This is a genomic window from Bifidobacterium asteroides (assembly GCF_048001765.1).
GTDB lineage: Bacteria > Actinomycetota > Actinomycetes > Actinomycetales > Bifidobacteriaceae > Bombiscardovia > Bombiscardovia asteroides_K.
The window spans coordinates 322,808-348,393 of sequence record NZ_CP181447.1; the positions used below are offsets into that span (position 1 = coordinate 322,808).

Below are 25,586 nucleotides of genomic sequence, written 5' to 3' on the forward strand. Positions count from 1 at the left end.
GACCGCCCACCCGCCAACTTATATTCAATGGTTGTGCCCTAAGGCTATCATGTCGCATTATGCATTTGCCAAGGTCGAAGACTACTTTTTTGGTACGGACTCTGATCCGGCAGCAACTAGTACCTATATTGTGTGTACTCCTGGCTTTTTCGGCAGAAGTTTTCATCTTCAATCTACCTTATTGGTTAACACGTAACGCCATGCCCGTCCAAGCTGTCAATGAGGGTCTGGGGCCCGGCTTGGTCAGGACAGGGGATGGAAAAGCAAGGGTTTCTGACCCTGAGCAGGCTTGGATGGACATATCAGCCTCTGACCGAATAGAATACTTGTATCTCAATCATGGCAGTGGCAGTCAAGAACGTAGTTCAAGTTCGGATGCTAAAAGCTTGAGTTGGACCACTAGCACTAAGAAACCAACTGATAGTGGCTGGTATCCTTCTACGGCCACTATCATGTTTTCTCCCGACAATGAGATGACCAGGTATTCACACATTGGTGGCGGAGTTACCGATGTCCGGTTGACATATAAAGTCAAGGCTGATGACACTTTCACGATTCCCTCTTTCACTGCTAATCCCCGTGTACCTTTTCGTGTATCTCGGCCGAGAGTGGCCTTGGAAGCAGTCTTGGTTTTGCTAATTATCTGCTTCCGGCCGGATTCTCCTCTTTATAGGCGTCGATTGGCCTCAGGAGACATAGTCTGTTGGGTCGGGATGTTGATTCTTCTAGTGGGTGAAATGTGCGCTGTGGTCAAATTGTGGTTGATAGCCGGTGGTAGCCACACGCCTACCGGGCTTGTGCTGCTGGATAACGGCCTTTTTTTCGACAACGGCCAATATAACCATATGGCTGATGCACTCATCAACGGTCATGTTGATTTGGGCATGCCAGTCAACAAAGATTTAGCAGCGCTTTCGAACCCTTATGACACTTGGGCGAGGACTCAGATTGCAGCAACAAGTGGAGATCGGACGCCGATCCTTTGGGATACGGCCTTTAAATCAGGAAAGTACTACAGCTATTTCGGGGTACTTCCTGCGCTCTTTATGTTTGTTCCCTTCAAATTGATTACCGGATCCGATTTATCTGTCGGCTCCGCTATCTTGATCTTGGCCCTAATTAATACCATACTGTCGATGATGGTGGCCGTCCAGATCGCTCGCCTTTTCTCGCGGTCGAAGTCATCTTGCAGCCTGGGCGCAGCCATGCTGATTAGTTGTGCCATTTTCATGGGTCTACAAATCATGAATCTGGTACCAGTGAGATTCTTCTATCAGCTTCCTCAGACCATGGCTCGGGCCTTTGTCCTGATAGCTATTTCTTGTTGGGTGCAGTCGAAATTGTCAGGTCTCAATAAGGCTTGGTTAGCCTTGGGTTCCTTGGCCATGGCCATGACCCTGGGATGTCGTCCGCAATTCATGCTGGCTGCCATCGTGGCTATTCCTCTCTTCTGGGAGGAGATACGCGGACTCTGGTTACAGGGGCAGACCGGAATTCGCGGGTTGGTTAGAGAGGTTGGAGTATGGGCCTGTGCCTTAGTGCCTGTTTTCCTGGTTTTTGCACCCCTCTTGGCCTATAACAAGGTGCGCTTCGGATCCTATCTAGATTTTGGGGCGAATTATAATTTAACTGGGTTTGATATGCCCAATTCCAGCCTTCCCTATACTCAGCTTTTCCCTATGATTTTCCTCTATTTTCTTCAACCTCCTGTCATTTCTGCCCTCTTTCCCCTACTGACTAAGACACCACAGTTCCTCCCCCTCTGGGCGCCCATGCAGAACAGTTATGGCGGTTATTTGACCACTATTGCTCCCTTCGCGTTGATACTTTTTATGATGCCGAAATGGCGTATCCGATTGAGAATGCATCGGGTGAGTTCACTCTGCTGGTTCTTGGGCTTTTATGCTCTGGTCGTTTTCTGCTTCGACGTGCATGTGGTTGGATACGATTCACGTTATCTTGTGGACTGTGGGTGGGCTTTAATGCTTCTTTTTGCAATGCTGTTTTTGTCCATTGACAGTGAGCGGAAAACAGACGAGTCCAAGAACGTGGTTTCGGTTAGTGAGACTGACTGTAAAGAACATCTTGGAGCATTTACTGAGCTTTCGCGTGTGATGATTGGCTTGGTCACGGCTGGAATGGCTCTGGGGGTTATCCTCAACTTCTTCCAACTCCAAGCTGTTGAGGGAACCCCGCTATGGTGGGATGTCTATTCCTGGTTCCTCTTTGTGTAGATACTCTAGGGTTTTGGCCTAAGGTTATTATTCGTATGTATGTTTTTCGAATGTAAAGCATGAATTCGGTTGTTGAGACGAGGTGCCTACAGGTATGCCAACCATGAAATTCGCCAACATTATTTTGGAGGCCAACCAGAGGTCAGTGTCCTACCCTGACCTTTACTGCCGTTCTGATCAGCCGGTGATCTTCGACGATCATGAGGGCGAATGGGCCATGTACAGAGCAGGGCTTTATGATTTCAATACATACTTCAATTCCTTATCGGTTATGAAGCTCCGGCGCTATACTAGGTCCACGGGGTATACCTTGCATTTGGAGCTACGAGGTGCCGACTGCACGGTTACGCAAACAATGGGCGATGCCTTTGCTGTGCACCCTATACCCGTCAATGAGGTGGAATTCCATGTTGCGGCATCTGATACATGGCAAGGTCTAGATATCCCATTAAAAGTAAAGGACGATATGGTCCTGATCGGGTTCAACATCGAGACTCAAGGGCGGGTTTATATCCGTAATGGTTACTACGCCCTGGATTATGAGGGTGATGAGCGTCCGGTGGAGCTGGCCCTGGCCACCACCACTTTCAAGAAGGAAAGCTACATCACTCACAATATCGGTCTCGTTCGTCGAAAAATCGTTGAATCCGGTGAAGACATTGCGGATCACTTCCATATGTATGTTATCGATAATGGCCGTACATTGGATGCTCCAGCTCTGGCCAGCGAACGGATACAGATCATTCCAAATGACAACGTGGGCGGGGCAGGCGGTTTTACCCGGGGAATGTTGGCTGCTATGGATCAGAAACCCAGGGCCACCAACATCCTGCTCATGGATGATGATGTGGATGTGTCTCCCGAAAGCATCAAGCGGACCTACAACCTTCTGAGAATCCTTAAGCCAGGCTACGAAAAGGCCATGATCAGTGGTGCCATGCTCAACTATGAGGTGGGCGAGGACCAATGGGAGGACATCGGGTACATGACGCCTGAAGGTACTTTCTCCCCTTGCAAGCCTGGTCTGCGTCTAGTGCTCTTTGAAGATTTGATTTACAATGAGCTCTTCAAACCCAACAAAGTTATGAAGGCCAATCTTTATGCAGCATGGTGGTACTGCTGCATTCCTCTGTCGGTCATAGACAAGAATGGTTTGCCTCTGCCGTTCTTCGTGCGTTCCGATGATGCAGAGTACGGAATGCGCTGTAAGACGCCCTTCATTACAATGAACGGTCTGTGTATCTGGCATATGTCCTTCCATGAGCGTTACAACGCCGCCGTAGAACGGTATCAGACAACTCGTAATACCATGATTGCCAAAGCGACCACCGGGGTCGCCCGGCGTTCTGACTTCATGCACGAGCTTCATAACAACATTCGGTTGGAGCTGAAGAAGTTCGGTTATCAGAACGCCGAACTTTGCCTGGATGCCTTTGAAGATTTTCTCAAGGGGCCAGGTTTCTTCAGCCAAATAGGGAAGGCGGAAGAGACCTTCCTCAGGGCGAATCGTGTCAAGGAGCAGCTGGTGGACTTCGATCAGTTGCAACGACAGCTGGATGCGGATCCCGAAACGAAGGGGCTCAGATTAAATCAAATCGACCGTCAATTGATTGATGGGGACAAGCCTCGCACCACGCTAGAGCGCTTGGAGGACTATGTAACCGATAATGGGCAGCGCTATCTTAAGACCGAAGGAAAGGGTTATGCAGTCATTCCTCTGCTCGGCTGGGTTTATCCGGCGGGGGCGATTCGCGGCAAAAACAAACTTATCGTTCTGGATTGGTACAACCGCAAGGGCGCTGTACGTGTTAAAGATCCTGAACGGTATGCCAGGATCAAGAAGCGCTATGCCAGGGATTTGCGCTATTACAGGGCCAATATCAAGAGGATTAGCCGCGACTATGCTCATGATCGTGCACGGCTGACCTCTCAGGGATTCTGGCGCAAATATCTGAAAATGGACTGAAAATTCGCCTTCTGTGAATGGTGTTTCATAGCATGTCAGGCCGAGTGCTGAAGTATGGTGGTGCGGTCGTCGATAGGAAATGAACGTGAAACAACTTGTGCAAAAGATCAGGGACCGATACGGGTATGCGCTGACTGTGCTGCGCGGCTTGGTAAAGACTGATTTCAAGCTGCGGTACCAGGGTTCTTTTCTGGGCATCGCCTGGTCGGTACTCAAGCCGCTTATGCTTTTTTGCGTCATGTATCTGGTTTTTGCCAGATTCCTGCGTATGTCAGACGGCACAGCCACTTATCCGGTTGTCCTATTGCTGGGCATCAGCTCCTGGCAGTTTGTGACCGAATCCACGAATGTGGGCCTGCGCTCCGTGGTAGACCGCGGTGACCTTCTGCGCAAGATACATTTTCCCAACTATATCGTGGTGGTTTCAGCCACGATTGGGGCCATGATTTCCTACGCCATAAACCTTGTTGTGGTTCTTGTCTTTGCTCTTTTCAGCAGGGTTCAATTCACTTGGCGAATCATCTTCCTGCCAATCAATGTGGCTGAGCTTTACATGGTCACTCTGGCCATGACGTTGATCATGGCAACCATGTATGTTTACTACCGCGATATCGCCCATATTTGGGAAGTGCTTCAGCAGCTGATTTTCTATGCTATGCCCATTATCTACCCCCTGAAGTATGTGACTGACCGTGGGGGTAGGCTGGCTTTTCTGGCTCGGTTGGAGTTGATTAACCCCATAGCCCAATCCATTCAGGACATACGTCACAACTTCATTGCGCCTGAGACTCAGCCTACTATATGGAACCAATTTCACAGCTTTTCGATTATGATGATTCCCTTGGTGATTACCCTAGGTCTGCTCTGGTTTAGTATCTGGCTGTTCCGCCGTAACAGCCGTAAATTCGCGGAGGTCATGTGATGTCTAGCGACGATCAAACCTACGAAGAAGTCCTGCAACGTTATCAGCAGTCGCCAGTGGTTCTTTCCGTTGATCATGTATCCAAATACTTTAAGCTCCCCACAGAGCAGGCCACCGGTCTCAAACAGGCATTCATTAACTGGACCAAGGGTATCAAAGGCTACAAGAAGCAGCAGGTCCTTCAGGACATCAGCTTTGAGGTTCATCAGGGGGAGTTCTTCGGCATTGTCGGGCGTAACGGTGGCGGCAAATCCACTCTACTCAAGCTGATTTCGCAGATCTATTACCCCGAGCACGGTTCCATCCACGTGGTCGGCAAGCTGGTCCCCTTCATCGAGCTGGGTGTAGGGTTTAACCCGGAACTGACTGGCCGTGAGAACGTCTACCTGAACGGAGCTCTGCTCGGGTTCACCAGAGATCAAGTGGACGCCATGTACGATGACATCGTTGAGTTCGCTGAACTTGATGACTTCATGGACCAGAAACTTAAGAACTATTCCTCTGGCATGCAGGTCCGCTTGGCTTTTTCCGTGGCCATCAAGGCCCAGGGGGATATCCTGGTTCTGGATGAGGTCCTGGCTGTGGGGGATGAGGCTTTCCAGCGCAAGTGCGATGATTATTTCACTGAAATCAAAAAAGACCCTACAAAAACTGTCATCCTCGTCACTCATGATATGGGTTCAGTCAAGAAGTACTGTACCCGAGCCATGATGATCGCCGACGGACGGGTGGAAGCCCTAGGTGATCCAGAGACCGTTTCTCATAAGTACACCTTGGCTAATTTGGAAGCTGAGCGTACAGCGGAGCACGAGATGCAGATTCAGCGTGGGGGCTATGCCAATGGGTTGAACGATCGCTGTCCTATTCTGAGAACTATTCCAGTTTCCCCACAGGTGAGTGACGGTACTGGTGTTTTCAAGTTCGATGTCGAGTACCAGTACGACCAGCCAGGTGATTTCTATCTAGCTGTAGCTCTGCACGACATCAGGCGGGGAGGCATTACCTATGACACAGGCCCAAAAACCATGCGTATGCGCCGCCACGGCCACCAGGTCGTTCACTTCGAGCTTCCGCTGAACGTTTTTAACAATGGTGAGTTCCGTTTGATTACGTCTTTGCGCACTCCCAATCCCAACGATCCTCATGGGACGGACGCTGTAGGAGTGGCGCTGGACGAGAACGCATGTGACTTTGTTATACGAAATAAGCGGAATGGAGAGTATGCTCTTCTCAGCGATCGGGCGCTGACCATAGCTGCCCTGGACCCTGACCAGGTGGACGAAGTGGATGGGTGATTCCCTTCTTCGTGCTCGGGATAGGATGATTTTGAGGCGATTCGGCGGCCTTGCCGCGGGAAGGTATTTGATCCATGAAGGTTCAAGAGATGGCAGACATAGGTTTTGAAAGTGTGGTCCGGGTGGTCTTTCCCGAGCGTGACCAGGAACAGGTGCTTCCTTTGTATGCCATTGACTGGTCGCCTTCGCACCTTTCGAATACGGTTCTGGATCCACGGACGGATGTGAAGCGCATCAGGCTGAACGCTATGAATCAGTCTGAATATCAACGGCTGGTGGGCCAGGCTCTAACGCGGACCGGTGCAGGCGCAGGCGCTACCACCAACGACTTCGACCTTCTCTCCCGGCGATCTCTGCGTATCCATGCTGGTGGGCGGATCTCACTCTGCACTTTCTTCAACGCCTTCCCAGCCGGTTACTGGCGTCGTTGGACCAGAGTCGATACCATCAGGCTGACCTTGATGGTTCGGGGCCGTGGTGAGGTACGAGTCATGAAATCCAATGGTCGGGGTATCTTCACCTCTGCCGGTTCTGCCCGAATCGAACAGGTTGGACAGACGGAACAGGGAGAACACATTACCCTGGACATACCCATGACTGGTCTGGTCGATGGCGGTTACTGCTGGCTGGAAGCACAAGCCAGCGAAGGTGATACCTTGATAATCAAGGATGCAGACTGGCAAGTACCCATTCGTGCCAGCACCGCATCCCACCAGACAAGTGTATCCGTCGCTATTACAACCTTTAACCGCGCCCCCTATTGTTTGAGGCAGCTGCAGGACCTTGCTGCTGCTACTGAGCTTCGTAGCCGATTGGATACCATATACTGTACTGACCAAGGTAATGAATTCGTCAGTGACCAAGAAGGGTATGGAGCCGTGGCACAGTCTCTGGGTGGCCAGCTGACTTATATGCGCCAACGGAATCTGGGAGGGTCAGGCGGATTCTCGAGGGGTATGTACGAGACGCTCAAAGCCGGTCGATCCGACTACGTCCTCCTCCTGGACGACGATGCCATCAGTGAACCGGAGTCTATCCTTCGTGCAGTTCAGTTCGCCGACTATGTATGCAAACCCATGCTGGTCGGTGGAGGCATGTTCCACCTGGACAACCGGACCGTCCTCTACACTCAGGGGGAGCGGCTGAACTGGAAACGTATGTGGATGGAGCCTTCTCAAGGGCTGGGTTACAATCATGATTTCGCCTTGGAGCCCCTGCGTGATTGTCCTGAACGCCATCAGCGTATTGACGAGGACTTCAATGGGTGGTGGATGTGTCTGATACCAATCAGTGTCATCAAGGAAATTGGTCTCTCCCTGCCGGTCTTCATTAAATTTGACGATGTGGAGTATTGTCTTCGGGCACAGCATGCCGGCTATCCCACGGTCTGTCTTCCGGGAGTTGCGGTCTGGCATCAAGCTTGGCATGAGAAGGATCCGGCGCGTACTTGGGAGGAGTACTACACGGAGCGCAACCGGTGGTTGGCCGCCCTGCTCCTAGAACCTGAGTTCCCTGTTTCTCGAATCATGACGGAAACCTTGTATGGGGATGCCAGTCTGGGGCTGCGTTTTACCTATTCAGCTATGGCTCTGCGCAACTTGGCGCTTCAGGATCTTTTGAGAGGGCCACAGTATATCGTTGAGACTTTCCCCACCAAGCTAGACCAGGTACGTCGCCTCAGGGCGGGCTTCACTGATGCGCAAACTACCAAGGATCTCTGGACTCTGCCGGCTCCTGCTCATGAGACTATACCCCCGCGTAAACGGCCACAGAGTAGGGAACATCGGATGTTGGTGGCGTTAAAGCTCCTTGCCAAGTCCGTGTTGACCGACCGTGATGCCACAAGAGACCAGCAGCCTGACACTTCCATAGCAGCTCAGGACGCATCTTGGACCTGGGTGGCTTTCGATGGCATAGATTCGGCCTTAGTCACTTCGCCAGACGGCGATTCGGTAGCCTGGCTTAAACGGGACAACAGAGAATTCCGTCGCCTGATGGGTCAGGGTTGCCGTTTGGCTTTGACTATCAGGAAGCACTGGAAAGAAATTTCGGCCCGATATCGTGATTACGGCCTAGCCTCTCTTGATACTTGGCAGCGGATTTTCGCCAATAGCGGCATGAAGGTGATTCCCTATCCTTCCGAGAGAGATGGAAAACCCGGGTCCAAGATAGATGGCGAATGACCGCCATGGTCGGCATAGGGAGTGATCAGAATTGCCCCTGCAACCTCATGATTACCGGCGGGGCGGGATTCATTGGGAGCAACTTCGTGCGTTGGGTCAGTCAGCACCATCCCAACACAAGGATTGTGGTCTTTGACGCCCTTACTTATGCGGCCATTCCTGGTAGCCTTCCCAATTCTGGTCCAAATGGCCCCTTTCTGGTCAAGGGCGATATTTGTGATCCTGGAGCCGTGGAGGGGGCTATCAGCGAATACGGAATCGATACCGTCGTTCATTTTGCAGCCGAATCCCATAACGACAACGCCATTCAAGCTCCCGATCCTTTCATCAAAACCAACATCGAGGGCACCTATATCCTTCTTCAAGCTGTTCGCCGACATGATCTGCGCTTCCACCATATTTCTACGGATGAAGTCTATGGCGATCTGGATTTTGGTGACTCCAGGCGTTTCGACGAATCAAGTCCGTACAGACCTTCCAGTCCATACTCGGCTAGCAAAGCAGCCTCGGACCATTTAGTCAGGGCCTGGTGGCGTACCTATGGGACTCGGGTGACCATCTCCAACTGTTCTAATAACTATGGACCGCGCCAGCATGTAGAGAAGTTTATTCCTCGTCAGATTACGAATATTCTCGCAGGGATTCGTCCCCGCCTCTATGGCGAAGGGCGGGAGTCCCGTGATTGGATCCATGTTCAGGACAACTGCGAAGCTATTTGGACGGTTCTGACCCGGGGGATATTGGGATCCACTTATCTCATCAGCGCGGATAACGAATACAGCAATCGGGATGTTCTAGCCATGATCCTAGAGGAGATGGGACAGGAACCTGATGCCTTTGACAGAGTACCTAACAGGCCGGGGGTGGATCGGCGTTATGCCTTGGACTCCAGCCGAATCCAGTCGGAATTGGGTTGGAGGCCTCGACACCGTGATTTTCGGCAAGGGCTCAGGGATACGATCGATTGGTACGCCTCGCATCAGGATTGGTGGAGGCCCGCCAAAGAAGAAACTGAGCGTCGTTACGAGATCCAGGGGCACTGAGTGTAGCTTGCTGCTTTTTATCTGAAGCAAGGTCGGGGCTGGTGTATATTCTTAATAGGTTACTGGCTTGCTGTCCTGATTTGGGACAGCAAAATCCGGTAATCTGCTACACCCTCCTGTCACGGAAGGTCCGTGACCTGTAAGTCCAAAGGAGGTGGGTGATGTCTGCGCATAAGTATGAATTGATGTTCATTGCCGATCCGGCCATGGATGAGCGCTCGCTGAAGAAGTTGACCGACCAGTATCTCGAGGTGGTCACTAACGAAGGCGGCTCCGTCGACAACATCGATGTCTGGGGCCGTCGCAAGCTGGCCTACGAGATCGACAAGCACAAGGAAGGCAACTACGTGGTGGTCGAGTACACCTGCGAGCCTTCCGCCAGTGCTGAGCTCGATCGTGTGCTCAACCTGAACGAGTCCGTCATCCGCACCAAGATTCTTCGCAAGGATGACAAGTAGGCAAACAGCAAAGGGACGTCGGAGCGTCGGCTGACATTCGCCCCAGCAGGCCCATTCCCAAGTCCTCATTCCGAGGAAAGGTCGTGACATGGCGGGAGATACATACATCACCGTGGTGGGTAATCTCACTGCGGATCCGGAGGTGCGTACGACCTCCAACGGAGGCACGGTGGCCAACCTGACCATCGCGTCCACGCCTAGGCAGTTCAACAGGAACTCGGGGCAGTGGGAGGACGGCGACTCGCTCTTCATGCGTTGCTCGGCCTGGGATTCCACATACAATCCCATGGCTTCCAACATTCAGGCCAGCCTGACCAAGGGCATGAGGGTGATTGCCCAGGGTCGTCTGGTGCAGCGCTCCTATCAGGATCGTGAGGGTAACAACCGCACGGTCGTGGAGTTGCGTCTGGACGAGATCGGGCCTGCGCTGTCACGGAACACCGCCCAGGTCACCAGGAACGCCAACACTGGTGGCGGTGGATCCCGAGGTGGTTTCGCCGGTTCCAATAACGGCGGCTACCAGGGTGGGGCTTCCTACCAGGGCGGCGCCGGCGCAGCATCGGCCCCCATGGGTCGTCAACAGCCAGCGCAGAGCCAGCAGGTCCCTGCTCAGGATCCCTGGTCATCGACCGGGTCCGGCGATTCTTTCGGATCTTTCGGTTCCACGGGCGAGTTCGGTGGTTCCGGGGACGAACCCGAATTCTGAAGTTTCATAGCGTCATCATTCATTTAAGGAGTACCAATGTCACGTAAAAGGCCGCAACCGCCGGTCAAGCCCTTCAAGAAGAAGCCGAATCCTCTGAGGGCTGCCAAGATTCATACAATCGATTACAAGGATGTGGCTCTGCTGCGCAAGTTCATCTCTGACCGCGGCAAGATTCGTTCCCGTCGCATAACCGGTGTCACCGTCCAGGAGCAGCGCGAGATCTCCAAGGCCATCAAGAACGCCCGCGAGATGGCCCTGCTGCCCTACGCCACCAACGGTCGCTGAGGGAGGTCAGGATTATGGCAAAGGAAACCAAGGTTATTCTGACCGATACCGTGACCGATCTGGGTCACAAGGGCGACGTTGTCGCAGTCAAGCCCGGTTATGCGCGCAACTTCCTGATCCCCCAGGGACTGGCTTTCGCCTGGTCCAAGGGCGCTGCTGCGCAGATCGAGTCCCTGCAGCGGGCACGTCGAGCCAAGTCCATGGCCACCCGTGAGGATGCCGTGGCAGCCAAGACCGCCATCGATGGGCAGACCGTCGAGATCGCGGCCAAGGTGTCCGATTCAGGCAAACTCTTCGGCGGCATCTCCAGCGATGCCATCGCCCAGGCTCTTCGTCCCCTGGCCGATGTGGATCCCCGCGCCATCTCCGTGGAGACCATCAAGACCACCGGCGAGTTCCCGGCCACTGTGGCTCTGCACCCCGAGATCTCGGCCGCTTTCACGGTCAAGGTCGTCGCAGAGTAGCAAATACGACCTATCCCCATCAGGATCCTTTGAAATAGGGATCTGGGCTTAAGCAGGAGGCCTTCCCGCAGCAGACTGTGCGCGGGAAGGCCTCCTTATGCATTACTGGGGATTACTCAATTCAGAAATTGCCGCCGTTCCAACCCCAGTCAGTGGTGGCCGTGTAGCGGATGTAGGTGCGGTCCTTGGGGATGGACAGCTCCGATTCCAATGTGTCCATGATGGTCTTGGTCAGACTTTCCCAAGCGGACTTGGGCACATCGCTGCCGAAGACGTTAACCTCCACATAGGCGGCAGGCTTGCTGTCGTCGCCCCCGAAATAGATGGGCATGTCGGACTCGAAGGGGCACATGAGCCAGCCTTCGGATTTGCCGGGGACAGCGGTGATGGCCTTGCCATAGGCGGTCTTGATCCGCTCGCGCTGTTCGGCGGTGATGGACGTGCTTACGTGAGTGTGGATAACGGGCATGGTGCTTCCTTTCCGGTCCGTCCGGCATGACCAATCAGAATGATTCGACCGCCTGGCGGATGGCTGACTATTCCCGTCCCATAGTAGCCTCGACCAAGCTGATCGAGCTCAGCGCCAGCCGAAGGGCCGGTGACGCAGGGACCAGGCCCCCAGACGGTGGGCCGCCGAACGCGGATTGACCGGCTTGCCAGGCGCGGGCGCGTCCAGCAGCCACTTGCGGATCAGGAAGTTCCAGATGGCCACCACCACGGTGGCTGTGATCTTGGCAATGTTGGCGTAGAGCAGGTAGCGGGCGTGCATGGTGGTGATGGCGTCCGGGGGCAGCATGGCAGTGCCCATCCACAGTATCATCTCGTTGATCCCCAGGCCGATGACCGAGGAGACCAGGAAAACCGCCATCTCCATCCACCGGGCCATGTCCTCCCGGTGTTTGAAGACGTAACGCATGCTGGCCAGATAGTTGAAGACCAGAGAGATCAGGAAGGAGATGGCTCCTGCCAGGACATTGTTCAGGTGCGGCCCCATGATCAACAGGTTCATGATGCCGATGTCGATAAGGAAGGCGATGACGCCCACGATACCGAACTTGAGCAGTTGCCCGATTAATCTACGCACGGTAGCCCATTCAATCATCCCTCATGTGCTGGCGGGGTACCGGAAGCCGCTTGTACGCAAAAGCCTTACGTTACGCCCTCAGGCGGGCAGCTCGGTCAGAATGGGCTCCTCGGTGCTGTTGCGAATCTGACGGAAGCCCACAAAGGCGATGGCCAGCGAGGCCAGAGCCAGCGTAGTGACCACTCCGAACCCGCCCTGGGATCCGTAACGGTCGATGAACTGCCCTGCTACAGCCGAGCCGGCCGAGGACCCGATAGAATTCATGGCGCTCAACCAGGCCATGCCTTCGGTGAAGCGGATGGGCGGCACCAGGTGGAGCATGAGCTGGTTGCCGTTGATCCAGGTGGGTGCCTGGCAGACGCCGATGATCAGGTAGATGACCATGATGGTCCACAGATTCCTGGCGAACATGAAGGTTCCGATACCCAGGTTGACCACCAGCAGGCAGAAGTAGAAACGCTTCCAGAGTGGAATGGTCCAGTTCTTGGCCCCGTAGAGCAGGGCACCGACCAGGGAGCTGAAGGAAAAGCAGGCGAAGACGAACCCGGTCATCTGCTTCATCCCTTGCTCTGTGGCGAAGGCGATGATGGAGATGGATGCTGCGCTCTGGAAGGCTCCCAGGCCGAACCAGGTGGCGCAGACGGCAATCATGCCGGCGCTCCAGAAGGCCCCGCTCTGGCCGTTCCCACCCTCCTGGGCACGCAGACGAGCCACCTGTTGAGCCTGCCGCTCCCGGTACTCCTTGCGGGTGATGCCCTGGGCGCGGGCCATGTCCGTCTGCGAGGGCGGTTCGGTTTCTCGGCAGGAAAGGAACATAAAGGCTCCGACCAGTACGCAGATTCCGGTGAAGGAGAAGGCCAACACGCCTGAAATGACCGCCAGGATGGAAGCCAGTGGGTTGCCGATCACCCACATGGCCTCGTCGAAGACCCCTGACAGGGACAGGGCCTGGTTGGTAGCTCGGTGGTCACCACGCAGCAGATGCGTCCACCTGCTGCGGCTCATGGCTCCCCAGGGCGGGATGGCCGCCATGAAGGGGGTGACCAGGTAGAGCACCCAGGTGGGTGCGTGAGCGGTGATGGCCGTGATCAGGACCGTGGCGGCCACGATCCAGACCAGAACCGTGGGGATGGAGACCTGCCGCTGGCCGAACTTGTCGACCAACTTGCCCAGCATGGGGCTGACCAGGGCCAGGGCCACGGCCTGGATGGCGGTCAGGGCGCCTGCCAGGGAATAGCTGCCGTAGTAGTGCTGCACCGAGATGGTGATGGTCATGCCCACCATGGGGAAGGGCATGGAGGCAATGACCGATCCCACTGCGAACCGCGCCGTGTGCGGCAGCCGCAGGAGCGCCGAGTAACCTCCGAAGACCCTGTGACCGGCTTCGATCAAAGCCGCCTTCAATTGCCGTGGCATGGGCTGTTCGTCTCGCTTTCCTTGGATGTTTTCCACAAGACCTTCTAGACGCACAAAAGGAAGTGGGGGTGCTGGGAGGACTGCTACAGTGGTAACCATATCGGCGCCTGATCGGTGCCATTCGATACTGATAATTCTACCCCCCGCCATGGTCACTTATGGGGCCTGCCGGGGAGTTTGGGAGGTGGGTCGTGCCTGCGACGACCATACATTTCGTCCGTCATGGCCAGGTTGATAATCCCGATCATATTCTCTATGAGCGATTGCCTGGATTCCATTTGTCCGACAAGGGCAGGGCCATGGTCGAGGCTACGGCCCGCTTTATGGCCGAGGCTCCTGGCATGCGCGATCTGGAAGCCGTCTACTCCTCTCCGCTGGACAGAACCAGGGAGACCACGGCCATTCTGCTTGAGCAGATCAACCCCGCTCGTGTTCAACACGGCTTGAAACCGTTGGAACCTATCTACGACCGTCGTCTGATTGAGGCCGGCAACGAATTCCGTGGCAGGCGCATCGGTCACGGGCAGGGAGCCCTCTGGCGACCCTCCAACCTGCGGCTGATTCTGGATCTGCGCCGTCCCAGCTGGGGGGAGTCCTATCGGCAGATCGCCCGGCGAGTAGCGGATTTCGTCCGGCAGGTCGTTCGCAGCCATCCTGACGCACAGGTCCTCGCCGTCTCGCATGAATCGCCTATCTGGTCGTATCGTCATCTCTTGGAGACCGGCCACCCCGAGCACAATATGCTCCTTAGGGCCACTGCCCTGGCTTCGGTGACCTCCATTACCCTGGACTGTGAAACCGGCAAATTGCTGGGAATCGCCTATGCGGACCCGGCGGCAGGCGTGTAAAGACCGCTTGAGCGGCCTAGGATAGCTGGGGATACTGTCGTGGATGACTGTCCGAGAACCCGATGAAGGAGCGTGATGATCATGGTGGATGTACAGGCAAGCGCGGAGGCGATAGCCGGACGGCCCGCCCTGGCCCAGGCGGCTGAGCAGGGGGCCAGGCTGGTAGACCTTTGGCCTTTGACGAATGCCGAGCATCTGGCCAACGACGCCAAGTATGCGGAAGACCTGCAGGTGCGCATCAGCATGGTGCTGGCGCAGCTGATGACGGGCGAGGATGTGACCATCCCCGACGCTGAATACGTCTATGAGGGCGCTGAGGACATCCCCGGTCGTCCCCAGGATTTGGTGGATGCGCTCATGGCGGCCAACGATGCCATCGAGGCGGCTGCACAGGCGCAGGACGACCAGTCCCAGACGCTTGCGGATTTGGCTGAAACCTTGGGCAACGGTTGGGGCCAGGCTCGGCAGCAGGATGTGGCTGCTGGTGTGGCCAAGGCTGAGCAGTCCCTGGATGATCAGAACAAATCTCCCGAAACCCCTCAGAACAAGGAAGGGGTGGCCCAGGCCCTGGCTACGAGTCTGGAGATCTGCCGGGACTTGCTTCAACGGGCAGGCGCTGACCCGGATCATGCTGCGGCCGCCGCACCGGTCCTGGTTTATGTCAATGAGTTTAACGAGCGACTGGGCATTCCCCGGGCCTTCCTGTCTGGCGAGGATGTCGTCCGCGCCCTGAAGGTACTGGATGATCCTGAGGCTTTCGCCGATCTGCTGGCCCCTCTAGTGGGCGCAGAGTGGGACCACCATCGTCAGGAGGTGCTCTGGGACCCCGAGGAAGCCAAGCGCAAGGCCAAGGAGGACGACGAGCGCAAGAGCCGCGAGGCCCTGCAGGCCAAGTTCGCCCACGTGCCCGAGGACCCCAATAAGCCCCCCGTGGAACTCTGAGAACATCTGCCCCTCGCCTGGCCATAAGTCAAGGCGAGGGGCAGATTGGATTCAGCGGTCGAAACGGATTCCTCGTGGATCGCTGGGCCTGGCCAGCAGAATGATACCAGCGACGGTTCCGGCGAGCATGATCAATACGCCCAAGCCAAGTAGGGAGAGCGAGGATTCCGGATGCCCGTCTGCAATAGCCACGATGGCGAAGATCAGAGGGATGCTGCCCACCAGTTCGCTTACGAAGGGCAGGAGTATCCAGAAGCCGGACATATTGGTGTCATGAAGGCGCCGTATGCTCACGGCCAGATTGGGTATGAAAAGTCCTATGGTGACCAGGAGGGACAGAATCCGTCCCACAAAGGTGGATCCTGAGCTGATGATCGAGATCGCAAGGTTGATGAGGAAGATCATTAGAAAAGCCCACCAGAATTCCCCACGCGAGGCCCTTCCGGAGAAGACGGAATATTTGACGAAGAACCGCTTGCAGGCGTTTACGAAGTCAATGCCGTACCAGGGTGCGTTCAGTGGCGGCTCGCCATTGTATCCGGCATCCGCATAGGGATAGGCCGGATACTGCGGGACCTGAGGTCCGGGCTGGTACCCTGCCTGATATCCGGATTGGTAGCCTGCCTGCGACCAACCCTCAGGCGACTGATAAGAGTTGTTAGATGTATAGCCAGCCGGCGGGGTTGTGCCATTGGCCTGGCCGGGATCCGGACCTTGACCGTAGGGTGCCTGCTGCTGTTGACCATAAGACTGTTGACCCTGTGGCTGTTGACCGTATGGCTGCCCCTGATATGGCTGTTCCCGGCGGTAATCGTCGGCAGGTCTTTGGGCTTCGCTGATTGGATGGTAGATATCGCTCTGATCCGAAGCTGCCGGCGCATAACCGGATTGTCCTGGTTGAGGTTGATTCAGGTAAGCCGCGGGTCCTGAGCCGGTTCCGTCTGCCTGATCGTTCCGGGGCCAGCCGTTGCCCGGACCTTGATTGGCTGAACCCTGGCCATTGGGGGCCTGGTTCCCGTTGCTGGTATCATCTGGATGGCTCATGGATATCGTCCCTCTCATCTTCTGTCGGTTATTCCGGATCAGACTTCTTCGTATATCCCTATTATGGCAGGCCAACTCTTCTGCTTGCCAATCATGCATAACTCAGGGGATAGGAGGCTCGTCATATTTCCTTTGGACGGTCTGTCAGATTCGGTATGTGATTGCTGCTGCAGGCTTCTTCACTCGTCGTCCGGATTGACCATATGATCATCGCCGGCATCGCCCAGCAGTAGCCGTTCCGTCAGGGTGATCAGGCCCAGTAGGAGGGCGGTCAGCAGGATGATGACCAGGGTGGCCGAAAAGATCAGCGGGGTCCTAAAGGAGTTGAAGGCCGATTGCAGCCATATGCCCAGGCCGTTCCTGGCACCCAGATACTCCGAGGTGGCCGCGGTCGCGAAGACATAGGCGGCGCTGATGCGCAGACCGCCGAAGATCTGCCCGGCTGCCACTCGCAACTTGACGTGCCAGAGGGTCCAAATTCGAGTTGCCCCGCAATTCAGCGCTACATCCTGGTAGAAGCGGGGCACGGATTTGAGTCCCCGGTAGGTTTGGACCACTATAGGAAAAAGCGCGAAGACGGCCACGATGACCACCTTGCCCACTGGCTCGAATCCGAACCAGATTACGAAAAGGGGGGCGATGGTAATCAGAGGAATCATCTGTGCGCCTGCGATCAGGGGGTAGAGGGCGTCGTGCAGGGTTTGCCAGCTGTAGAGGGCCAGGCCGATCACTATTCCCAGGACCGAGGCCAGGAGGAAGCCCAGAAGGCCCTCAAGGGTGGTGATGGCGGTGGCAGGCAGCAGGTCCTCCCGGGACTGCACTGTGGCAGCCAGGATTCGGCTGGGTGCCGGCAGAACCTGTTCGCTGACTCCGCCCAGGTGGGCAGCCAGCTCCCAGATGATCAGGAGCGCCAGCAGGGTGAGGGTCGGAGGCAGTGCCCGGGTTCCGCTCTGCTTCCGCACCCTCATTGACCGGCTGCTTCCCGAACGTAGCGATCAGTCCATAAGTCCGTAGCCTGAGGGGCCTTGTTTGGGTCGCCCTTCTTGGCGTCCCGGTAGGTGCCTGCCTTGAACTGGAAGTCCAGATAGTCCTGGGCGTCCTTGACGTTGATAAGCCCGCTGATGCTTTTTTGATCCGGGCTGTCAACCCAGTACCCCTCCTTGACGATGCTCTCCATGGAACGCTTGGCCAAGGTTGGATCGATGGCTGATCCCTTGGTCTCCTTGACCAGGATGTCCGCCGCCTGGTCGGGATGGCTCAGGGCGTAGTTATAGCCCTTCAGGCAGGCCTTGACGAATGCCGTCAGGGCGCGACGGTGGCCGGCTTGCTGTAGCCAGGAATTCTTGACCACGAAGCCCAGCTGGTCGGGGTTGCCGGGCACCCCCCAGTCGGCCTGGGTGAAGCAGTGCAGGGCCGGGCCCTTGAGCTCGCTCTCCACACCCTCCCAGTTGGCATAGAACCCAGCAAAGTCGCCCTTCCCGCTGGTCAGGGTGGCGAAGGTGTTGGTGCCGCTGGTCACCCGCTTGAAGTCGCCTTTGCCGCCTGCATAGCGGATCATCTGCTTGACCACAGCCGTCTGCTCGGCCGAGCCGAAGCTGACGAAGGTCTTGCCGTCGAAGTTCTTGGGTGTTTGGATGTCGGTGCGCGAGGCCAACGAGCACCAGCGCGCCACGGAATGCTGGCCTATGTTGAAGACCTGCCGCAGGTCGGCTCCCTGGGAGTTGAAGGTGGCCAGGTTGCTCAGCTTGGAGAAGCCTACGTCGGCGACCCCGTTCTGAACGGAGGTCTCGGCTCCTGCCTGGGCCGTCGGCAGGATGGTCAGCCTCAGGCCGGCCTTGTCGAAGTAGCCCAGGTGCCGGGCCACGTAGATGCCCACATGATTGGTGTTGGGCGTCCAGTCCAGCATGAAGGAGAGCTTGGAGCCGTCATCGGCCTTGTTCTCTGCCCCCTTGGCCCCGCAGGCTGCGCTCGTAGCCGCCATACAGAGCGCCGCTGCCAGGGCGAGCGCCCGTACGATCAGTTTGTGGCCGGGAAGTCTCCTGAAGCCGCTATTCTCCGACATGCTCATTACTGTCACCTTGCCTCTCCGGCACCCCTGGTGCCCATCCGCATCGGGGCCGCTACGGGAAGGTGAGGAGCCCGCGCGACGATCCGATACGGTCTTGACCGATGGAATTCTGCGATGTGTGCTACGGCTGCTGCCACCAGCCGCGCGAACAAGACCACTCTAGTCCAACCCAGCCGGTCCTGCCTCGCCGTGATGAAAGGTTGCATCATTTTGCCCTTATACTGGAGACTCACGAGAGGTCCGTGCGGGCCGACCGCTGTCGGTCTCGTCCGGAGCAAGACAACCGATTTCGGTAGGGTTCGACGGAGGGTTCCCATGTCGGTGACCATCAGTGATGTGGCCAAGCAGGCGGGCATGTCCGTATCCACGGTCTCCCAGGCGCTCAATGACAAGGGACGCATCTCCCCGCCCACCAAGGACAGGGTTCGTAGGGCGGCCATGGAGCTGGGTTACATCCCAGACAGCCGAGCCCGTTCCATGCGATCCTCGCGCTCGCATGCCGTAGGTCTGCTGGTCCCTGACATCCGCAACCCTTATTTCTCCGAGCTGGTCTACGCCGTCCAGGACCAGCTCTACTCGGCCGGCTACGCGCCCCTGATCGGCGTGTCCTCTTGCCAGGGCAGCAGGCAGGAGGACTATTACCGCATCCTTCTGTCTCGGCATATGGACGGTGTGCTGGTCGTGCCTGACGGGCCCACGTCGCCCATGCTGCGCACCATGCTGGCGCGAGAATTCCCCGTTGTTTTCGTGGATCGCCCTGACCAGACCCTACCCGGCGTCCCTCTGGTGGACTCCGACCCTGTGCCCGGCTTGGAGGCAGCCCTGGACGCTCTTGCGGCCAGGGGAAGCAGACGAGTGGCCTTCGTCCCAGGCCCAGAGAGCCGCTCCTACACCTTCCGCGAGCGCGAGCAGGCTTTCCTGGACGGCGTGGATGCCCGTCAGGGGTTGACGGGGTTGGTGGTCCGCCAAGGGTTTGAGGACCGTCCCCGGGCGGCCTCGACCATGCGCCACCTGCTCGGCCAAGGGGTGGACGCGGTCATCTTCGGATACTCGGCTGATGCCATCAAGGCTGTCGCCATGGAGTGGGAGGGTGATTTGCGCTCGCGTGTGCCCCTGGTCTCCTTCGATGATCTGGAGGTCTTTCAACTGATCAGTCCCCAGGTTTCGGTCATCTCCCAGCAGGTGGATCGCATGGGTCGCCAGGGCGTTGACATGCTCCTGTCCATGATCGAGCCGGGGCGGCAGGCTCCGGAAGGCATGAGCGTGGATCGCCGTCTACGCACCCAAACTCTATTCGTGCCAAGGGGTCTGCTGGCCTAGTAATCTATTGCGTTCATACGTTCTCTTCTGGTCGTTTATAAAAACCCGACTGTTCGGTTATCGCCGGACCGTGCCGTGTCGGGGGGGGGGGGTAGCTTTTTGCCCTGTGAACTAAAAGGGTTCACGACTCCACGGGATTGAGTGATTCGAAGCAGAGTCGCTCTTACGTGGGTGGGCGGTTTCGCCCGGGTGCGTTGAAGCACCATCAACCCTATAAGGAGATTGGTAATGAAGTGGCTCTTGGACTACTTGGGTATGTCTCGAAAACAGTTTGGTATTTTCATAGTCATTACCTTATCCACCTGTATCTATTGGTTTTCCAGCATCAAGAGTGTAATTTACGAACCCTTTCGCCAAGCTCTAGGGGTATCTAATGCCCAGCTTGGATTTTTGCTGGGTCTCATAGGCTTCGTGCAGATATTCGGTTACGCCCTGTTGGGCTGGTTGCAGGATTTGTTGCCTATCCGCAAGCTCATCGCCGTGGATCTGTGGGGTTATGGAATATTCGCCCTCATTCTGGGCCTAGTGCCTCATCTGCCATACTGGTTCCTGATACTGGCTTTCGCGGCCTTTGGCTTTTTCGGCGACGCCATCTATTGGCCAACAATTCAGAAGTCGACTAAGAGTTTGGCCACGGAGCGGACGCAGGCTGCCGCTTTCAGCACTCAGGAATGTATACGATCCGCCATCGGACTGGTGCTTAATGCCTGCACCTTAGGATTGTTCACGCTCGGGGGCTCGCAGATCTTCGGCGCTCGCATCGCTATGTGCACCTACCCGGTGTGCATGATGCTCTACTCTTTCGTCGTGCTTCGGTTTATTCCCAAGGACTTCCTGCATGAACAGGCTGGCGCAGTCAAGGGCAAGGCCCCCAAAAACAACGGGGCTGCGATGGTCCTGCGGGCTATGAAACTACCGATAGTGTGGACTACAGGCTTCGGTGCGGCTGCCACTTATTTGATCTACGTGGCTGCCAACACTTACTTTCTTCCTTTCGTCCAGGCATCATTCAAACTGTCTGATGCGGCTGCGGGTCTTTTCGGCATAGTCAATTCCGGGCTTATGGGTCTGATCGCGGCGGCTTTGTCGGGTGTGCTAGCCACAAAGAGGTTTAAGACAACCCCCCAGTGGATGGCGCTGCTCTATGTCATCGTTTGTGTCATCAGCATATCGGTCATCTTCACGCCCCGAAGCTCGGGATGGATGATTCCTGTGGTCGTCCTCTGCTGCCTCGTGACTTTCATCTGTGTGGCTTTGCGCGCCGTCTACTATGCACCCATAGGTGAGTACGGGGTAGATTCAGAGATCTCGGCCACCGCCATGTCCATTGCCTCATTCATCGGGTATTGCCCCTCGTTCTTTGCTTACATGCTCTTTGGAGCCATCATCGACAATTTCGACACCCAAAAGGCATATAACCTGATCTTTGGCATGCTGGCGATCTTCAGTGTTTTGGGAATTCTGGTCTGCCTGGTTGGCAACAGGGTCATACTTCGCAAACGCTATGCCGAGTCGCATGACGTGTCTGCCCAGGCATGAAGATTTCCATCTATCACAAAGGAGTATGAACAATTATGAAATTTGAACACCTAGGGACAGCTGCAGCCGAAAGGATCCCCGGCATTTTCTGCATGTGTGATCTATGTAAGCAGGCCAGATGCATCGGAGGCAAGGAAATTCGTACCCAGTCCCAGGCTCTGGTTGATGATGCACTCCTGCTTGATTTCCCTGGTGATACTTATTGTCATTTTATTAATAATGACAACTTTGATCTGCCGGCAATTACCCAGCTCTTCATCACTCACTGGCACTCTGATCATTTTTACGGTGAGGATCTGGCTTATCGCATGGATTCATATGCCGATGACAATCCCACCCACATGGATGTCTATGGCTCTGAAACAGTCAAAGGCTTTTACGAGCGGGCTTTCTTCCTGGAGGAGCATTACGATTACGACAAGTTAACGTATCATGCACTTCATCCTGGTGACAGCGTCACTGTGACGGCTGGGAATGGCAGGACCTACACGGTATACGCTTTTGAAGCCAAGCATGGCCATCATTTCGGCGATTGTCTCTTCTACGGACTGACAGACGGTCAAGTCGGTCTGCTGTATGCGCATGATACGGCCTACTTCTATGAATCGACCTGGAAGGACTTGGCCAAAGCTGGGCTTAAATACGACTACGTTTCCTTGGATTGCACCCATGGGCTGACTGATTTCAGCTCCGACGTCCACATGAACTTTTCTGACAATCTGCGAGTCAGGGATCGCATGGTGAAGATGGGACTGGCCGATTCGCACACTATGTTCGTGTGCAACCATTTCTCTCATCACGGCAATGCCAGTTATGAACAGATGCAGGAGGCCGCCGTCAAAGAGGGGTTTGTCAGCTCTTACGATGGAATGGTGACGAACATCCAGCCCCAAGCAGTCTAAGCGTTGGGCTTCGCTGGCGACTCTGACCATTTTGGTCAGGGCCGCCTTTCTGCATCTGTGCAGATGTAAGCTGGAGTGGAGATGACCTATGCCTTGTAGCGTGGTCTCGACAAAAGAAGTGCATACTGTGCGGAGTGTCGGGCGGCTGTGTCGTGCCTGTCAATGACCTTCAATAGCCTTTCGGCCATTTGCCGCCCTTGTCCAGACCCTGCTATTTGTGACTCAGTTCACAAAACACGGGAATAACTAGATGTAGGAAACGAATCATCCTCGGGCACTACATATGGTGGTCACGACGTGATAGAGTGAGTCTTGTCATCAAGAATGACATCCATGTGATTCGCCGTTCCCAGCATGGAATTTGGGAACGCCAAAGCAACTGCACATGAACACCTGTAAGACAGTATGAGGAGTGACGATGGATACTGAGGTCATGACCGATAGCGTGAAGGAGCGTGGCATTTCGGATCGCGATGCTGTCGATGGCATTCTGGTCGAGAAGCGCGACGGCCGGATCGTCGATTTTGATCCCGTCAACATCATGAATGCCATCGAAGCCGCCTTCAAGGACGTCAAGCATGAGGTCAGCCCCGAGGATCGCCAGCAAATCCGGGGTATGGCCCTGACTGTCCAGTCCGAGATCACCGATCGCTACACCAATCCGGTCAAGATCGAGGACATCCAGACTCTGGTCGAGCACGCGCTGGTCAATGCCCATCTTTACGAGATTGCTCGCTCCTATACCTCCTACCGTCTCGACCGTGACATTCAGCGGGCCAAGGCCACTGATGTCAACGAGGCTGTTCACCGTCTGACCAGCAAGGACGAAACCCTGGTGCGCGAGAACGCCAACAAGGATGCCAACGTCTACGCCACTCAGCGTGATCTGCTTGCCGGCGCGGTCTCCAAGGCTTCGGCCTTCGCCATGCTGCCCAAGGATGTCTCCAATGCCCATATGAAGGGTGACATCCACTTCCACGACGCGGACTACTCGCCCTTTACGGCCGAGACCAACTGCTCCCTGCCTGACTTCGGCGACATGCTGGCCCACGGCTTCGAGCTGGGCAACGCCATGATGGACTCGCCCAAGTCCATCGGCACGGCCGCTACGCAGATCACCCAGATCATCAAGGACATCGCCGGCTCTCAGTACGGCGGCCAGACGGTCAACCGCTGTGATGAGATGCTGGACAAGTATGCGCGTCTGGACTACAAGAAGAACTATTCCATGGCTGAGGCCGTCCTGCCGGACGAGGAGCCTATCGACGTGGCCAAGGATGTCGTCCGTGGCCTCAAGGCTCGGGAGGCTGATTGGCTCCATCTGGATGATCGTGCCCCCATCGGTGAGGATGCCCCCTTCGATCTGGACGCTCCGCAGATCGTTCGGTTGCGTCAGGTCTATGCCAAGATCCTGACCCGCAAGAACATCTACGATGCCATGCAGACCATGGAGTACCAGATCAACTCCAACCGTGTCTCCAACGGGCAGACGCCCTTCGTCACCGTGGGCTTCGGCCTGGGCACTTCCTGGTTCGCCCGGGAGATTCAGCGTGCCATCTTCCTGATCCGTATCCGCGGACTGGGCAAGGACCGCCACACTGCCATCTTCCCCAAGCTGGTCTTCACCATCAAGCACGGTCTGAATGCGGACGAGGGCGATCCCAACTACGACATGAAGCAGTTGGCTCTGGAGTGCTCGACCAAGCGCATGTACCCCGACGTGGTCTTCTACGAGAACCTGATCAAGATCACGGGCTCCTTCAAGGCCCCTATGGGTTGCCGTTCCTTCCTGCAGGCCTGGACCAACCCCGAGACGGGCGAGGACGAGGAGGACGGCCGTATGAACCTGGGCGTCGTCACCGTCAACATCCCGCGTATCGCTCTGGAGTCCCGCGGCGACAAGGATCGATTCTGGAAGATATTCGACCAGCGCATGGAGGTGGCCCATCACGCCCTGCAGTTCCGCATCATGCGCTGCAAGCAGGCCACGCCCATCAACGCCCCCACCCTTTACCAGTACGGCGCCTTCGGCAGGCTGAAGCCAACCGACAGTGTAGACACCCTCTTCCGCAACAGCCGCGCCACCGTTTCGCTGGGTTACATCGGCCTCTACGAGGCCACCAGCGTCTTCTACGGCAAGGACTGGATGAAGGACCACAGCTGGGATCCGGAGGGCAAGGAATTCGCCCTGAGCATCGTGCGTCGGATGAACCAGCTCTGCAAGCAGTGGGAGAAGGCTGAGGGATACCATTACTCGGTCTACTCCACCCCGGCCGAGTCGCTGACTGATCGCTTCGCCCGGATGGACAAGGAGAAGTTCGGCGTAGTTGACGGCGTGACCGACCATGACTTCTACACCAACAGCTTCCATTACCCGGTCTGGCTGCGGCCCACACCCATGGAGAAGCTCAGCTATGAACGGGACTTCCCCTATCTGGCCTCAGGCGGTTTCATCAACTACTGCGAGTTCCCCTCCATGCAGCAGAACCCCAAGGCCCTGGAGGCGGTCTGGGACTACGCCTACGACATCGGCATCGGCTACTTGGGCACCAACACGCCCATCGATCACTGCTTCGTCTGTGGATACGAGGGCGACTTCGAGCCCACCGAGGAGGGCTTCAAGTGCCCCGAATGCGGCAACGACGACCCTGACAAGTGCAACGTGACCAAGCGCACCTGCGGCTACCTGGGCAACCCCGTCCAGCGGCCCATGGTCCACGGCAGGCACGAGGAGATCGCCCACCGCGTCAAGCACATGGAGGGCGAGACCGGCCACGTGGTCCTCAAGGACGGATCCACCAAGGAGTGGTTCGACGACAAGGCCGAATAGGCTCTGAAAAGACGCAGTTAATGGCGGGCCGGGTAGT

At 56.2% G+C, this 25,586-nt stretch carries 22 protein-coding genes; 16 read left to right on the forward strand and 6 right to left on the reverse strand.

What is annotated here, in order from left to right:
- Positions 1-746: 746 nt before the first annotated feature.
- The 10 genes from ACNAOV_RS01165 to rplI all read left to right on the forward strand — a co-directional run bounded on the left by ACNAOV_RS01165 (position 747) and on the right by rplI (position 11,556).
- On the forward strand, positions 747-2,234 hold the full coding sequence (locus ACNAOV_RS01165) for a hypothetical protein (protein ID WP_416517618.1): 1,488 nt from the start codon (positions 747-749) through the stop codon (positions 2,232-2,234).
- Positions 2,235-2,328: 94 nt separating this feature from the next.
- Entirely contained in the window at positions 2,329-4,200 is a 1,872-nt protein-coding gene (locus ACNAOV_RS01170; RefSeq protein ID WP_416517619.1) for a glycosyltransferase family 2 protein, read from the forward strand.
- Between the two features lie 79 nt (positions 4,201-4,279).
- Positions 4,280-5,122: an ABC transporter permease gene (locus tag ACNAOV_RS01175; RefSeq protein ID WP_416517620.1), complete on the forward strand. Its 843-nt coding sequence runs from the start codon at positions 4,280-4,282 to the stop codon at positions 5,120-5,122.
- Positions 5,122-6,417 carry an ABC transporter ATP-binding protein gene (locus tag ACNAOV_RS01180; protein ID WP_416517621.1) on the forward strand — a complete coding sequence of 432 codons (1,296 nt, stop codon included), beginning with the start codon at positions 5,122-5,124 and terminating at the stop codon, positions 6,415-6,417. Before ACNAOV_RS01175 ends, ACNAOV_RS01180 begins: the two co-directional genes overlap by 1 nt.
- 74 nt (positions 6,418-6,491) lie before the next feature.
- Positions 6,492-8,600 (forward strand): glycosyltransferase, encoded by a 2,109-nt coding sequence (locus ACNAOV_RS01185; protein ID WP_416517622.1) that lies wholly within the window; start codon positions 6,492-6,494, stop codon positions 8,598-8,600.
- Positions 8,597-9,643 carry a dTDP-glucose 4,6-dehydratase gene (gene rfbB, locus ACNAOV_RS01190; RefSeq protein ID WP_416517623.1) on the forward strand — a complete coding sequence of 349 codons (1,047 nt, stop codon included), beginning with the start codon at positions 8,597-8,599 and terminating at the stop codon, positions 9,641-9,643. Before ACNAOV_RS01185 ends, rfbB begins: the two co-directional genes overlap by 4 nt.
- 161 nt (positions 9,644-9,804) lie before the next feature.
- Entirely contained in the window at positions 9,805-10,101 is a 297-nt protein-coding gene (gene rpsF, locus ACNAOV_RS01195) for a 30S ribosomal protein S6 (RefSeq protein ID WP_416517624.1), read from the forward strand.
- Between the two features lie 88 nt (positions 10,102-10,189).
- Positions 10,190-10,807: a single-stranded DNA-binding protein gene (locus ACNAOV_RS01200; RefSeq protein ID WP_416517625.1), complete on the forward strand. Its 618-nt coding sequence runs from the start codon at positions 10,190-10,192 to the stop codon at positions 10,805-10,807.
- Positions 10,808-10,843: 36 nt separating this feature from the next.
- A complete protein-coding gene (gene rpsR / locus ACNAOV_RS01205; RefSeq protein WP_015021310.1) occupies positions 10,844-11,092 on the forward strand; it encodes a 30S ribosomal protein S18 in 249 nt (82 codons plus the stop codon).
- Positions 11,093-11,106: 14 nt separating this feature from the next.
- A complete protein-coding gene (rplI, locus tag ACNAOV_RS01210) occupies positions 11,107-11,556 on the forward strand; it encodes a 50S ribosomal protein L9 (protein WP_029677659.1) in 450 nt (149 codons plus the stop codon).
- Positions 11,557-11,677: 121 nt separating this feature from the next.
- Here the strand turns inward: rplI and ACNAOV_RS01215 are convergent, their stop codons facing one another.
- The 3 genes from ACNAOV_RS01215 to ACNAOV_RS01225 form a co-directional block, all read right to left on the reverse strand.
- Positions 11,678-12,025, reverse strand: coding sequence for a phenylpyruvate tautomerase MIF-related protein (locus ACNAOV_RS01215; RefSeq protein WP_416517626.1), 348 nt, complete (start codon positions 12,023-12,025; stop codon positions 11,678-11,680).
- 108 nt (positions 12,026-12,133) lie between these two features.
- The gene (locus ACNAOV_RS01220; protein WP_416518113.1) at positions 12,134-12,640 is read right to left on the reverse strand and encodes a GtrA family protein; all 507 of its coding nucleotides are present in this window, start codon (positions 12,638-12,640) and stop codon (positions 12,134-12,136) included.
- Positions 12,641-12,718: 78 nt separating this feature from the next.
- On the reverse strand, positions 12,719-14,056 hold the full coding sequence (locus ACNAOV_RS01225) for an MFS transporter (RefSeq protein ID WP_416517627.1): 1,338 nt from the start codon (positions 14,054-14,056) through the stop codon (positions 12,719-12,721).
- Positions 14,057-14,247: 191 nt separating this feature from the next.
- Between ACNAOV_RS01225 and ACNAOV_RS01230 the strand changes: the two genes are divergently transcribed.
- Together ACNAOV_RS01230 and ACNAOV_RS01235 are read left to right on the forward strand one after the other, a co-directional pair.
- A complete protein-coding gene (locus ACNAOV_RS01230) occupies positions 14,248-14,904 on the forward strand; it encodes a histidine phosphatase family protein (RefSeq protein WP_416517628.1) in 657 nt (218 codons plus the stop codon).
- 81 nt (positions 14,905-14,985) lie between these two features.
- Positions 14,986-15,846, forward strand: coding sequence for a hypothetical protein (locus ACNAOV_RS01235; protein ID WP_416517629.1), 861 nt, complete (start codon positions 14,986-14,988; stop codon positions 15,844-15,846).
- 51 nt (positions 15,847-15,897) lie between these two features.
- Here the strand turns inward: ACNAOV_RS01235 and ACNAOV_RS01240 are convergent, their stop codons facing one another.
- The 3 genes from ACNAOV_RS01240 to ACNAOV_RS01250 form a co-directional block, all read right to left on the reverse strand.
- Positions 15,898-16,890, reverse strand: coding sequence for a DUF805 domain-containing protein (locus tag ACNAOV_RS01240; RefSeq protein WP_416517630.1), 993 nt, complete (start codon positions 16,888-16,890; stop codon positions 15,898-15,900).
- A gap of 179 nt (positions 16,891-17,069) precedes the next feature.
- Positions 17,070-17,858, reverse strand: a complete 789-nt coding sequence (locus ACNAOV_RS01245; RefSeq protein WP_416517631.1) for an ABC transporter permease — start codon at positions 17,856-17,858, stop codon at positions 17,070-17,072.
- Positions 17,855-18,958: an ABC transporter substrate-binding protein gene (locus ACNAOV_RS01250; RefSeq protein WP_416517632.1), complete on the reverse strand. Its 1,104-nt coding sequence runs from the start codon at positions 18,956-18,958 to the stop codon at positions 17,855-17,857. Before ACNAOV_RS01250 ends, ACNAOV_RS01245 begins: the two co-directional genes overlap by 4 nt.
- Positions 18,959-19,273: 315 nt before the next feature.
- Here ACNAOV_RS01250 and ACNAOV_RS01255 point away from each other — a divergent pair, with 315 nt between their 5' ends.
- The 4 genes from ACNAOV_RS01255 (at position 19,274) to nrdD (ending at position 25,549) form a co-directional block, all read left to right on the forward strand.
- Positions 19,274-20,278 (forward strand): LacI family DNA-binding transcriptional regulator, encoded by a 1,005-nt coding sequence (locus ACNAOV_RS01255; RefSeq protein WP_416517633.1) that lies wholly within the window; start codon positions 19,274-19,276, stop codon positions 20,276-20,278.
- A gap of 228 nt (positions 20,279-20,506) precedes the next feature.
- Complete coding sequence (locus tag ACNAOV_RS01260; RefSeq protein WP_029677669.1) at positions 20,507-21,817, forward strand: MFS transporter; 1,311 nt, start codon at positions 20,507-20,509, stop codon at positions 21,815-21,817.
- A gap of 35 nt (positions 21,818-21,852) precedes the next feature.
- A complete protein-coding gene (locus ACNAOV_RS01265; protein ID WP_416517634.1) occupies positions 21,853-22,719 on the forward strand; it encodes an MBL fold metallo-hydrolase in 867 nt (288 codons plus the stop codon).
- Positions 22,720-23,152: 433 nt separating this feature from the next.
- Entirely contained in the window at positions 23,153-25,549 is a 2,397-nt protein-coding gene (nrdD, locus tag ACNAOV_RS01270; RefSeq protein WP_044097678.1) for an anaerobic ribonucleoside-triphosphate reductase, read from the forward strand.
- Positions 25,550-25,586: the final 37 nt, after the last annotated feature.

Coding starts and splice junctions, on each gene's coding strand:
- ACNAOV_RS01170 (WP_416517619.1), top strand. CDS start 2,329: ATGCCAACCATGAAATTCGCCAACATTATTTTGGAGGCCAACCAGAGG.
- ACNAOV_RS01175 (WP_416517620.1), top strand. CDS start 4,280: ATGAACGTGAAACAACTTGTGCAAAAGATCAGGGACCGATACGGGTAT.
- ACNAOV_RS01180 (WP_416517621.1), top strand. CDS start 5,122: ATGTCTAGCGACGATCAAACCTACGAAGAAGTCCTGCAACGTTATCAG.
- ACNAOV_RS01185 (WP_416517622.1), top strand. CDS start 6,492: ATGAAGGTTCAAGAGATGGCAGACATAGGTTTTGAAAGTGTGGTCCGG.
- rfbB (WP_416517623.1), top strand. CDS start 8,597: ATGACCGCCATGGTCGGCATAGGGAGTGATCAGAATTGCCCCTGCAAC.
- rpsF (WP_416517624.1), top strand. CDS start 9,805: ATGTCTGCGCATAAGTATGAATTGATGTTCATTGCCGATCCGGCCATG.
- ACNAOV_RS01200 (WP_416517625.1), top strand. CDS start 10,190: ATGGCGGGAGATACATACATCACCGTGGTGGGTAATCTCACTGCGGAT.
- rpsR (WP_015021310.1), top strand. CDS start 10,844: ATGTCACGTAAAAGGCCGCAACCGCCGGTCAAGCCCTTCAAGAAGAAG.
- rplI (WP_029677659.1), top strand. CDS start 11,107: ATGGCAAAGGAAACCAAGGTTATTCTGACCGATACCGTGACCGATCTG.
- ACNAOV_RS01215 (WP_416517626.1), bottom strand. CDS start 12,025: ATGCCCGTTATCCACACTCACGTAAGCACGTCCATCACCGCCGAACAG.
- ACNAOV_RS01225 (WP_416517627.1), bottom strand. CDS start 14,056: ATGCCACGGCAATTGAAGGCGGCTTTGATCGAAGCCGGTCACAGGGTC.
- ACNAOV_RS01235 (WP_416517629.1), top strand. CDS start 14,986: ATGGTGGATGTACAGGCAAGCGCGGAGGCGATAGCCGGACGGCCCGCC.
- ACNAOV_RS01240 (WP_416517630.1), bottom strand. CDS start 16,890: ATGAGCCATCCAGATGATACCAGCAACGGGAACCAGGCCCCCAATGGC.
- ACNAOV_RS01245 (WP_416517631.1), bottom strand. CDS start 17,858: ATGAGGGTGCGGAAGCAGAGCGGAACCCGGGCACTGCCTCCGACCCTC.
- ACNAOV_RS01250 (WP_416517632.1), bottom strand. CDS start 18,958: ATGAGCATGTCGGAGAATAGCGGCTTCAGGAGACTTCCCGGCCACAAA.
- ACNAOV_RS01255 (WP_416517633.1), top strand. CDS start 19,274: ATGTCGGTGACCATCAGTGATGTGGCCAAGCAGGCGGGCATGTCCGTA.
- ACNAOV_RS01260 (WP_029677669.1), top strand. CDS start 20,507: ATGAAGTGGCTCTTGGACTACTTGGGTATGTCTCGAAAACAGTTTGGT.
- ACNAOV_RS01265 (WP_416517634.1), top strand. CDS start 21,853: ATGAAATTTGAACACCTAGGGACAGCTGCAGCCGAAAGGATCCCCGGC.
- nrdD (WP_044097678.1), top strand. CDS start 23,153: ATGACCGATAGCGTGAAGGAGCGTGGCATTTCGGATCGCGATGCTGTC.